The sequence below is a fragment of the Steroidobacter sp. genome, assembly GCF_016790065.1.
In the GTDB taxonomy this organism is placed as follows: Bacteria; Pseudomonadota; Gammaproteobacteria; order Steroidobacterales; family Steroidobacteraceae; genus Steroidobacter.
The window spans coordinates 1-10,700 of record NZ_JAEUPY010000772.1 but is presented as its reverse complement, the minus strand read 5'-3'; the positions used below and the strand labels follow the sequence as shown (position 1 = coordinate 10,700).

Genomic DNA, 10,700 nt, shown 5'->3' with positions numbered 1-10,700 from the left:
CTACCCGCCAGGCTTCGTTACTGGACTCCGGTTTCGATTTGACGCTGCGTCCGATGCGCTATCCGCGCTTCTATGAAATGTACCGAGCTGCGATCAAGAACACCTGGACCGTGGAAGAGATCGACTTCCAGATCGATCTGGGCCATTTGAGCCAGCGCATGACGGCGGCCGACCGGCACTTGATCGAACGCCTGGTGGCGTTCTTCGCCACCGGCGACTCGATCGTGTCCAACAACCTGGTCATCAGCTTGTACCGGCACATCAACTCGCCCGAGGCGCGCATGTACCTGTCGCGTCAGCTGTACGAGGAAGCGCTGCATATCCAGTTCTACCTAACGCTGCTTGACAACTATGTGCCTGACCAGCAGCGCCGTGCGCAGGCGTTCGCGGCCATCGAGAACATCCCGTCGATCCGTCGCAAGGCGGAGTTCTGTCAGAAGTGGACCGATGAAGTGTTCGGCATGCAGCGGATCTCGAGCGACGACGACAAGCGCCGCTTCTTGTTGAACCTGACCTGCTTCGCGAGCTGCATCGAAGGTCTGTTCTTTTTTGGGGCATTCGCCTACGTCTACTTCCTGCGTTCTCGCGGCCTGCTGCCAGGGCTAGCGGCTGGCACCAACTGGGTGTTCCGGGACGAGAGCGCCCACATGGCGTTCGCGTTCGAGGTGCTCAACAACGTGCGTCGTGAAGAACCGCACCTATTCGATGCATCGTGGGCTCAGCAGGTGCAGACCATGATCGAAGAGGCGGTGGACTGCGAGGCCGCGTTCGCCGAGGACGTGCTGTCCGGCGGAGTGGTCGGACTCACCCGGCGTGAGATGCGGCAGTACCTCGAGTACGTCGCCGACCAGCGCCTGCGCGCCTTGCAGTTACCTGCGCGTTACAACGTTCGCAATCCGTTCGCATTCATGGAACTGCAGGACGTACAGGAGCTGACCAACTTCTTCGAACGGCGCGTCTCGGCGTACCAGGTCGGGGTGCAGGGCGAAGTGGCGTTCGACGAGGCTTTCTAAGCAGTGATCCAGGCGAGTAACGAGCCGCTAACGGCTCGTTAACGCACCAGTAGCGCGTAACAGGCCGCCGCGTAACCGTAATTAACTGGCGATAGATGAGTGACCTGCCCAGGGTAGCGGCGGGATCGCGTGCGGCTGCAAGCGACAAAATCAACAAGTGAGGCAGTGTGAGCAGACATGGGATGGCCCGATGGGCGGGCAGCGTGGGAATGCTGGCGGTGGCGGTACAAGTAGTCGCGGCCGACCGCAAACCGGATGAAACGGAAGCCATCATCGTCGAAGGACGCCGGGAACGCAGCACGGTGGTGCTCGATGAGCCGGTGCTGACCGGCTCGCGGCTGGGCATCGACGCGTTCGATTTGCCGGCCAGCGTGTCGGTGATCTCCCATGAGTTGATCCAGCTACGCGGCGCGCGGACTGCGGTCGAAGCCATCGAAAGCGCCGTCGGCATGACGGGTGGCACGTCGGTGGGCTCGATTCCGAACTACGCGACGCGCGGCTTCGCTGGCAATGACATCACCGTCATGCGCGATGGTATCCGCCAGAACACCGTCTCGCAGTCGGCCCGTCCGCTGGACAGTTTCTTGTTCGAGCGTATCGAAGTGCTCAAGGGCCCGGCCTCATTGCTCTATGGCGAGGGTGCGGTCGGCGGCGCCATCAACTACGTGTCCAAGCTGCCGAACGAGGTCGTCACCGGCGAGCTGACCGCCAGTGTCAGTTCTTGGAATACCTATCGCACCGGCTTCGGGTTGGGCGGCCCGGCGGGCATCGACGATCTTTATTACCGTGTCGACGTGTCGCACTCGCAGTCGGACGGCTATGTCGATGGCAGCGGCTATGACTACACGGCTGCCGCTGCGGCCCTCCGCTACGACGCCACCGACAACACGACACTCACTCTGCAAAGCTCGTTCTTGAAGGACAGCGTCAGCAGCTACTACGGCACGCCGCTGGTGTACGACGCGGTCATCGATCAGAACGGCCTGCAATCAGTGCGTAAAGCCAGCAGCGCCACCGATCGGTTGGTGAACGCCCGCATCGACGGCCGCACCCGTCGTCTGAACTACAACAACTTGGACAACTTCTCCAAGGCCGACAACTCGTTCACGCGCTTCATCGTCGACTCGAACTTGTCGGAGCGCTGGTCGCTGCGTAACGAGACCTACGTGGCCACTCAGCATCTGGACTGGCGCAACACCGAGAGCACGGTGTGGAATCCGGCCACGCAGCTGGTGGAGCGCGCCAGCTTCTTCCTGATCTATCGTAACGACTTGCAAGTCGGTAACCGGCTCGACCTGAAGTGGAGCGGTACGCTGGCCGGCCGGCCGAACACATTCCTGATCGGTGCGCTGTACGACGACAACGAACAGATCCGCAACAGCGGCCAGACCTATGCGAGCTCTCCGACACCGGCCAATGTGCCGCTGGTCGGCTTCAACCGCGGCATCGGTCCGGCGGTGAGTTATCAGCGCACCGTGAAGGTGACCACCGACACCGTAGCGGCCTATGTGGAGAACGTGTTCGAGCCAATCGAGCGTGTGAAGCTGGTCGGTGGCTTGCGTTACGAACAGATCGATGTGGAACGCACGTCGTATGTCGGTGCGGCTGCCTATGAGAAATCCTACGATCCGGTCACCGGCCGGCTCGGCGTGATCTTCCAGGCGACCGACGATCTGAATCTGTATGCCAGCTACAGCCGCGCGGCGCAGCCGGTGTCGCAGCTGGTGAGTCTCACGGTGAGCCAGGACGATTTCAGTTTGCAGAAAGGCACTCAATATGAAGTCGGTGCCAAGGCTTCGATCCGCGGCACGGACCTGACGTTCGCGCTGTTCGATATCGAGAAGCAGGACGTGCTCACGTCCAACATCGTCGACGGGGTTCGCATCAACTCGCAGGTCGGCAGCCAGGTGTCGCAGGGCGCCGAGTTCGCGATTGCCTTCAACCTGCCCGGTGAGTTTCGTGTCGACACTCACGCGGCTTGGACGTGGAAGGCGGAATACGAAGACTTCTTCGAGAACTTGGGCGCGGGCGTGATTTCCCGCTCGGGCAATACACCGCCCAACGTTCCCAAGTTCGTGGCTGGCTTGTTCTTCGTGAAGCCGTTGGGTGATTGGGAGTTCACTGCCGGCGCGCGTCACGTGGGTGAGCGGCAAGCGAACAACAACAACGGCATCCAGCTCGATGCGTACACCACCTTCGATGCCAGTGTCGGCTATCGCTGGGATCACGCGCAGATCGTTCTGCGTGGTCGTAATCTCAGCGATGAAGAGTACGCCGAGTGGGCGTCCGGCGGCGGCTTGATGGTGAAGCTGGCCGATCCGCGCAGCTTCGAACTCGGTGTGAAGTACTCGTTCTGACACCATGAGCTTCAAGCGGCAGTTGTATCTGTTCCATCGCTGGGCGGGCATCGTGCTGTGCCTGTTCTTCGCGCTGTGGTTCGTCAGCGGGATCTTCATGATGTACGTGGAGTTCCCGCAGCTCTCCCGACCGGAGCATGCGGCGGGAGCGCGGCTGCTGAATTTCTCGTCAGCGACGCTCACGCCGGCGGATGCGTTGACCAAGTTGCGGTGGCAGGACTTCACTCGGAAGGCGACACCGAACTCGTTGGAGCAGGTGTCGGTTGCCGAGCCGGAGCTGCAACCCTCGCCACGGTCGGTTCGCTTGGCAATGATCGCCGAGCGACCGGCCTACGTGATTCATGCCGATAACGGTGCGCAACCACGCGTCGTGTTTGCTGATAACGGCGAGGTACTGAGGGAAGTAACGGAACGTACGGGCGAGGAGGCTGCGGCGGCGTTCGTGCAGAGAACTGCCGCTTCACAAAGCGAGCCTGGCCCGCCTTTCGATGGCAGCTTTATTCGCTACGACCGCGCGGTGCAGACCGATCAGTGGACCGTGTCATCGGCGCTCAACGATCATCGACCGTTGTTGAGATATGCAGTGAACGATGCCGATGGCACTGAGCTGTACGTGTCATCGACTACCGGCGAAGTGGTGCGGGATACGCATAGCACCGAGCGCCTGCTGAACTACTTCGGCGCCGTCACTCACTGGCTGTATCCGACGTTCGTTCGCAAGTACCCGGACTTCTGGGAGTGGCTGGTCGACATCCTGTCCGGCGTCGGTGTGGTGCTGGCGATGACTGGCTTGTGGATCGGTTGGTTGCGTTGGAACCGCCGCGCCAGGCCGGGTAAGCCGCAAGTGCCTTACAAGGGGTTGATGCGCTGGCATTACTTCACCGGCATCATCTTCGGCGTGTTGACGGTGACGTGGGTGTTCAGCGGCTTGCTGTCCATGAATCCTCTGAGCCTCAATCCACCCCGGCGCGCAGAGCAGGCTCAGCAACTCTTATATGCGGGCAAGGCGCTGACGATTGGCGATTTCGAATTGCCCTCGCAAGGCTTCGGCGTGCTCGCGGTCGAGGCGGACCTGGTGCATTACTCGGGACAGCCTTTCTATCGCGTCACCGATAAGGATGGCGGCACTCGCATGGTTGGCGGCAGCGTTTCTGCAACGACGCTGCCCGACGCGGCGACGATGTTGGCTCGCGCGCCTGGCCTGATCCCGGATGCGTCGGTGGCCGAAGCGGTGGTGCTCACGGCATACGACAACTATTACTACTCACGCCATTTGGAGCGGGGCGACAAGCCATTGCCCATCATTCGTGTGCGCTTCGATGATGAGCAGCACACTTGGTTTCATCTCGACCCACTCACCGGCCAGATTCTGGATCGTAGTACTCGAACCAATCGGGTGTATCGCTGGCTCTATAACGGCCTGCATTCGTTCGATATCTGGTGGCTGTGGCAGCGTCGGCCGCTGTGGGATCTGTGCGTGATCGTGTTTTCCCTGGGCGGACTGATGTTGTCCGTGATCGGGGTGGTCATTGGCTGGCGCCGTCTACGCTATGAGCCGCCACGGCGGAGTTCATCGCAGGCTCGGCAAGCAGCGATCGCAACCGGTTGAGCGGCGCTGTGGTTCGGAGTTGTACGTAGGAGTTACATAGGGCAATGCCGGGCAGGCGGCGATGCTTGTCCAGGGTGCAACCATTTGCCGGGTTGCTTCGTGTCCAAGAGGAGGACAGCTACAACACATCGCGCATGGGCTACAACGTACTGGTCGCAGAACCCAGCAATGACACTTGGACTTCGATCGCTCATGGAGTGAGACGGTATCAGCCCGAAGCCACTGTCTTGCGTGTCAAAGATGGTGAGCAGGCGGTGCGCTTTCTTTTTCACCGTGGCCTGTTAGCCGAGGATCCTGAGACGCCGGATTTGATCGTGCTCAACGCCGAGTTGGCGGTTGTGCCCATGAATGCCGTGCTGGCTCGGTTGCGGCAGCATCCGCGGACGCGGTCCGTGCCGGTGCTGGTCGTTTCTCATGATGATCAAGAGATGCCGGAGCTGGACCAGCCCGTTGAAGGTCAACAGTGGCTGCATCGTCAGCCCGGCGTCGTCGTGCTCACTGGTGCTCAGCGGTTGGAGAAAGAGGTGGCGGATGCTATGCATCGCGCTAGCTCGCTGCTCGACGAGGTCGAGTCGGAGGATACGAGCTGGCCTGATGCTACTGCTCGCTTGCGCGTACTGTTTCGCCGTCTCGAGTAAATAAGAACGTCAGTCGCCAGACTCGGCTGCGGTCACCGTCCTCCGGCGCGAATTGCCATTCTCTCGCTGCGTTGTCGGCCAGGCGGGCGAAGTATTTGCTTGGCCCTGGGCTTTCCATCAGCGCGCCCGTGACGTTGCCCTCCGGATCGACTAGCACTCGTACCGTGACGTAGATGCGACCTTGGATGCCGTTGCGGATTTTGTCCGGGACGGTGGGGAGGGCTTCGTGAAGTACCGCTCCCGCCGGGTTCTGCGCCGTCGCGCGCGCGACCTGATTTGGCGCCGTCGAGCTCGACCTCAAGCTCGGCCCCGAGCTCGGCGTCGACGCTGGTGTCGTAGCCTGCGGCTTGGTGATCGTCGACCTCGCCGGCTGCGTGGGTGCATCTACTATCTCGGGCGTTCGAGCCCGATCGGTTTCTTCCACCGGCTCGGGCTTGGGCTTCGGCACGGTCACGAGAGAGTGTTCCATTTCACCCGGCTCGCTGCTCGGAGATCGCAGCACGAACCACGTCGCAATCAACACCAACAACGCCACGCCGACAATCATCAGCAATCCTCGTTTCGAGAATCCCTGCGTCGGCGTCTCCTCCTCAGCAGCCAGCGTAACTCGCAAATCCCGCTCCGCCGCCCGCGAGGGTGGCAAGCCCCGCGAGTGTTGTGATGCTTGCTCAGGTTGCGATGTCTGCGACGGCTGCGAGCCCTGAGAAGCTGGCGCGGCCTGCGAAGGTCGCGAAACTTGCGACGGCTGTAATCCGTGCTCAGTCCGCGATGTCTGCTGAGGTTGCGAGACCTGAGAATCTGGAGCGGTCTGCGGTGGTCGCGAGGCCTCAGAAGATGGCGAGGTCTGCGGTGACCGCAAGGCCTGCGGCGGCAGCGATGCTTTCGCAGGCTGAGTCTGTGAGGCCTGCGAAGCTTGCGAAGTTCGCGAGCCCTGAGTCGGTTGCGAGGTCGGCAAGATCTGCGAGGTTTGAGAAGATTGCGAAGGTTGGGTCGGTGAAGTCTGCAAGACCTGTGGAGGTTGAGAGGGCTGCGAAGGTTGGGTCTGTGAAGTCTGCGAGACCTGCGGAGGTCGCGAGGCTAGAGGTGGCTGCGAGCTCGGCGAGACTTGCGAGGTTTGAGAGGGCTGCGAAGGTTGAGTCGGTGAAGTCCCAGAGGCTTGCGAAGGTCGCGAGACTTGAGCTGCCTGTGAGTCCGGCACGGCCTGCGAGATTTGAGAGGGCTGCTGAGGCTGCGAGGCCGGCGAGGGGCGCGAGAGCTGTGAAGGCTGAAGAGTCTGCGACGGTGCGGATGTTTGCGAAACAACCGGAGTCGGGGTCGGAACTGTAGTCGGGATCGGAGCTGAGGCCGTGGCGGAAGGCTGGGTTGCAAGAGTCGGGGCCGGAGCCGAGACGGGAGGTCGGGCTGTAGGAGCGGGGGCTGGGGGGCGGGTTGCAGCCGGAGTCGGCGAGGGCGCCGAGGCGGGTTCTACCGCGGGAACAGTCTTATATTCACTTCTAAGCTCAATAACCAAAGGCCGATCCGCCGCTCCCAAACTCAAACATCGCTGCATCGTCTCCACCAGCGGCGCCGGCACGCCTGCCGGCAACACCAAATCGAACGACGACGAAGGCACCCGCTGCGTCAGCGCCTCAACCAAAGTCGCGCCCAGACTCCAAACATCACCCGCAGTACTAGCCCCCTGCGCCTTCATTTCCGGTGCATCATGAGCCGAGGAAACAAAAACACCGCCCACCCCATGGCCAAGCGGCCGCACCGTATCGCTAGTCAATTTCAACCGATCGTTGACCGCCAAAATATTCGCAGGCTTCAAATGCCCATGCACCAAATGTCGCCGGTGCAAAAACGTCAGCGCATCGAGTGCGGGAATCAACAACTCCCACAGCTCCTCAACACTCAACGGCCGAGCTCGCAGAATCTCCGCGAGCGTCTGCTCCGCATACTCCATCAAAACAAAAACAAACTCCTTGCCCTCAATCGCGTACCGCCCCACATCGAACAAACTAACCAAATGAGGATGAGAAAGCGTCGCCGCCGCTTCCCACTGCGGCAGCAGTGCCTTGGCTAGCGCCGCATCGGCACGTACGAATTTGATCGCAGCATCCGCCAAGCCCTTCGACTTGTGCTCAGTCAGAAACACAGCGCTATAGGAAGAGCAGCCAAGCAACCGGCGCAAAGGAAACACGCCATTGACGATCTGGCCCTGCCGGCGAGTCCAGAACTCGGTGTTATTGCTGCGTCTGGGTGTCGCGTTCATTTAGGAATATTCGGTGGCCGTGCCGATTGGATTCTGCCGTTTTCTGAACGCCCATCAAACGGCAAAATCCACTCCAGAAAACGGCGCGAGGGTTGCGAGATATAACTGCTCCAATCATCGGAATGAGTCGCTGTATACATACAACGATTCAAGCCGTTCCTTTCCTGAAGCACCACGGAGCATCACGCATCAGCGTTGTATTCTCCCGTTTTTTCGTATCGAAAACAGCGCACATCAATCGAGCAATCTGTCTATCAATCGCCAAAATGCAGTTGTATGCTCGAAACACGCGGTGATGCGTCCGTGCAACGGCGTTCCAGCCCGGCACCGGACAGAACAGATCAATAAGCAGAGGGGATTCGAGCGCCAAGCGAAAAACAACATCTCTTACGGAGGAGCTTGCGATGTTGATAAGAAACAAACTTGCATTGGCTGTGGCCACCACCTTGATCGCTGCCGCGCCGGCCGCTGTCGCCCAGAGCACGGGCGGTAGTGTGTTCGGGCAGGCAACCTCGGGTGACACGGTAATCGTCGAAGGTGAAGGAACAGGATTTCGTCGAGAGATTTCCGTGAGTAATGATGGTTCGTATCGCGTGCCTGCACTCTCACCCGGCAGATACAAAGTAACCGTGCGTCATCCCGACGGGACGACAGCAGTGCGCGACGGCGTGCTGGTCAGTGCCGGCACGGGCACACCAGTGAGCTTCACGGCAGCTGGCGTGCTGCAGATGGAAAATATTCTCGTCACTGGAGTGCGCGTCAACCCGATCGACGTGTCATCGGTGGAGTCGGTGACCGTGCTGTCCGCCGATCAATTGGCCAAGATTCCGGTGTTACGCGATCTCACTTCGGCGGCGCTGTTGGCGCCAGGTGCGGTGCGCGGCGACTTCGCGTTCTCGGACGGCAAGTTGCCGTCATTCGGCGGCTCGTCGGTTGCCGAAAATCAGTACTACGTGAACGGCTTCAATGTGACCAACTCGTTCCGCGGTCTGAACTTCTCCAAGATTCCGTTCGAAGCGATTGGCGAACAGCAGGTGAAAACCGGCGGCTATGGCGCGGAGTTCGGTCGTTCGCTGGGTGGCGTCGTCAGTCAGACCACCAAGCGCGGCACCAACGACTTCCAGTCCGGGTCCAGTGTGTATTGGTCGCCGGCGTCGTTACGTAGCAAGACTCGAAATGCGATGTACTCGAATCCGCTCGAACCGAGCAGCTTCGGTACGGTGCGTTCCATCAATGCCGAAGAAGAGACCGGCGAGTGGACCGCCAATGTCTGGGCGAGTGGCGCGCTGGTGAAAGACAAGCTGTTCGCCTATGCGTTGGTCGGCTACAGCGAGCACGACGAAGATCGCTGGGGCAATGTCACCCAAGCCAACAACACCAGCGACAAGACCGAGACCCCGAGTTGGTTGCTGAAGTTGGACTGGCACATCAACGACGCCAATTCATTCGAGCTGACCGGTTTCTCGGACCAGGACGAAACCACCAGCAAGGTGTACTTGAACACCCTCGGGTCGGCCAACCGCTTGCGCTTGATCGGCACTCAATTTGAAGAGAGTGGCGGCTTGAACGTGGTGGGCAAGTACACCAGCTACATCACCGACGATCTCACGGTGTCCGCCTTGTACGGTCGCGGCAAGTACTCGCGAGGGTTGCACTTGACGACAGCGGACGGTCGGCGCGTCGCATACAGCGGCGACCTGAGCACACCGGCGACTGGCTGTCCCGTCATCGTCGATGCTCGCCCGGCGGCGCGCCGCGCGATCACGGGCACTTACGCAAGTACGTGCAACATCACAGCGACCTTCCCAAACGCGGGCAGCATCGAGCGCGAGGATGCCGAGGATCAACGCGATCAGTTCCGCGTCGATGCGGAGTGGCAGCTTGGTGCTCACTTGGTCCGCTTCGGTTATGACCTGGATGACTTCGAATCGGTGGCGGGCGAATCGATCGAAGGCGGTCGTCAGTGGCGTTACTCGACGACAGCTGCTGGCGTCGACGTGGTTCGCGAGCAGATCGTAAATCAAGGCGCCACTGTCGAGGTCAAGCAGCGGGCGTTCTATGTGGAGGACAACTGGAACATCACCGAAAGATTCCTGTTCTCTGCGGGCCTGCGCTGGGACAGTTTCAAAAACCTGAATGGGCAGGGCGAAACGTATGTAGAGATCAACAACCAGTTCGGTCCGCGGCTCGGCTTCTCATGGGACGTGAAGGGTGACTCATCGCTGAAGGTCTACGGCAACGCGGGTCGCTATGCATTGCCCTTGACGGCGAGTGTCGCGGTTCGTGGCGCGAGTGCTTCGTTGTTCACTCGGGAGGACTACAACTTCACAGGCATCGACGCTGTTACCGGTGCACCTACGGGGTTGGTATCGCGAGGCACGTTCAGATACATCAACGGCGAATTTGGCGAAGCCAAGAACGCCAAGACCATCGCTTCGAAGAATCTGGATCCGATGTATCAGGACGAGTTCATTCTCGGCGCGCAGATGAGCATCACCAAACATCAAAACATCGGTGCGCGTGCCATCTATCGTGAACTCAAAGCCGCCATCGACGACAACTGCGACTACACGCCCATCCTGGCAGCGGGCGAGGCGGCCGGCCTCGATCCGAATCTGTTCGTACTGCCGAACGACGGCTTCCCTTACTGCCGCATGTTCAATCCTGGCGAAGATGCCGTGTTCCTCACGGACTTCTACGGCAATGGCACGCTGACGCAGACCACTATCGACGGCGATCTGTTGTCGCCGAAAGCTCGTCGCACCTACAAGGCGCTCGAGTTGTTCTGGGACGGTAACTGGGATCGCACCTTTGTGCAGGCGTCCTACA

General features: G+C 60.4%; 7 protein-coding genes and 1 pseudogene. 6 read left to right on the top strand and 2 right to left on the bottom strand.

The window, feature by feature from the left end; translation table 11 throughout:
• Positions 1 to 20: 20 nt before the first annotated feature.
• The 4 genes from JNL55_RS31270 to JNL55_RS31255 all read left to right on the top strand — a co-directional run bounded on the left by JNL55_RS31270 (position 21) and on the right by JNL55_RS31255 (position 5,617).
• The gene (locus JNL55_RS31270) at positions 21 to 1,013 is read left to right on the top strand and encodes a ribonucleotide-diphosphate reductase subunit beta (protein ID WP_415923200.1); all 993 of its coding nucleotides are present in this window, start codon (positions 21 to 23) and stop codon (positions 1,011 to 1,013) included.
• Positions 1,014 to 1,195: 182 nt separating this feature from the next.
• Positions 1,196 to 3,370: a TonB-dependent receptor gene (locus JNL55_RS31265; protein ID WP_293863824.1), complete on the top strand. Its 2,175-nt coding sequence runs from the start codon at positions 1,196 to 1,198 to the stop codon at positions 3,368 to 3,370.
• Between the two features lie 4 nt (positions 3,371 to 3,374).
• On the top strand, positions 3,375 to 4,979 hold the full coding sequence (locus JNL55_RS31260; RefSeq protein ID WP_293863821.1) for a PepSY domain-containing protein: 1,605 nt from the start codon (positions 3,375 to 3,377) through the stop codon (positions 4,977 to 4,979).
• Positions 4,980 to 5,044: 65 nt separating this feature from the next.
• Positions 5,045 to 5,617: a hypothetical protein gene (locus JNL55_RS31255; RefSeq protein WP_293863818.1), complete on the top strand. Its 573-nt coding sequence runs from the start codon at positions 5,045 to 5,047 to the stop codon at positions 5,615 to 5,617.
• Here JNL55_RS31255 and JNL55_RS31250 read toward each other — a convergent pair.
• The gene (locus JNL55_RS31250; protein ID WP_293863815.1) at positions 5,577 to 6,230 is read right to left on the bottom strand and encodes a TonB family protein; all 654 of its coding nucleotides are present in this window, start codon (positions 6,228 to 6,230) and stop codon (positions 5,577 to 5,579) included. The genes JNL55_RS31255 and JNL55_RS31250 overlap by 41 nt on opposite strands.
• 47 nt (positions 6,231 to 6,277) lie before the next feature.
• On the opposite strand from JNL55_RS31250, the gene JNL55_RS31245 reads away from it, so the two are divergent.
• Positions 6,278 to 6,943 (top strand): hypothetical protein, encoded by a 666-nt coding sequence (locus JNL55_RS31245; protein WP_293863812.1) that lies wholly within the window; start codon positions 6,278 to 6,280, stop codon positions 6,941 to 6,943.
• 286 nt (positions 6,944 to 7,229) lie between these two features.
• Here JNL55_RS31245 and JNL55_RS37570 read toward each other — a convergent pair.
• Positions 7,230 to 7,871: pseudogene (locus JNL55_RS37570) on the bottom strand (serine/threonine protein kinase); the annotation flags it as partial.
• Positions 7,872 to 8,275: 404 nt separating this feature from the next.
• Here JNL55_RS37570 and JNL55_RS31240 point away from each other — a divergent pair.
• The coding region (locus tag JNL55_RS31240) for a TonB-dependent receptor (RefSeq protein ID WP_293863809.1) at positions 8,276 to 10,700 on the top strand (2,425 nt) is incomplete at its 3' end.

What these genes read in the sequence shown, in the direction of transcription:
- JNL55_RS31245 (WP_293863812.1), top strand. Translation starts at nt 6,278, where the DNA reads ATGCTTGCTCAGGTTGCGATGTCTGCGACGGCTGCGAGCCCTGAGAAG.
- JNL55_RS31265 (WP_293863824.1), top strand. Translation starts at nt 1,196, where the DNA reads ATGGCCCGATGGGCGGGCAGCGTGGGAATGCTGGCGGTGGCGGTACAA.
- JNL55_RS31260 (WP_293863821.1), top strand. Translation starts at nt 3,375, where the DNA reads ATGAGCTTCAAGCGGCAGTTGTATCTGTTCCATCGCTGGGCGGGCATC.